Raw genomic sequence first — 255 nt, 5'->3', positions numbered from 1 at the left:
GCCGAGTACGGTCTAGTCGCCCCGAAGGAGTTACTGATGCTGCGTCGTGCGATACCGTGCTGGCTAGAAGATGCGGATAACGGTTTGACGGTTCGCTTGCGTCGGCTACTGAATGGCTTGTGGGGCGGCCTTCGCGCACTGGATGAACGTGTTGGCGAACTCGACAGCGAGATATCTGCAATCGCGGCAAGCGAGCCGAGTGCCGTCCGTTTGCAGCAGCTGCGCGGGGTTGGCCCGATGATCGCCACCGCACTT

1 pseudogene is annotated in these 255 nt (G+C 61.2%); it reads left to right on the top strand.

Annotated elements, in window-relative coordinates:
- Nucleotides 1-255, top strand: a pseudogene (locus AACY45_RS29080) (IS110 family transposase); the annotation flags it as partial.

Origin of the sequence: Pseudomonas sp. RA_35y_Pfl2_P32, from assembly GCF_963970735.1 — a bacterium.
Classification (GTDB): Bacteria; Pseudomonadota; Gammaproteobacteria; order Pseudomonadales; family Pseudomonadaceae; genus Aquipseudomonas.
This window is presented reverse-complemented; position numbering and strand designations above follow the sequence as displayed.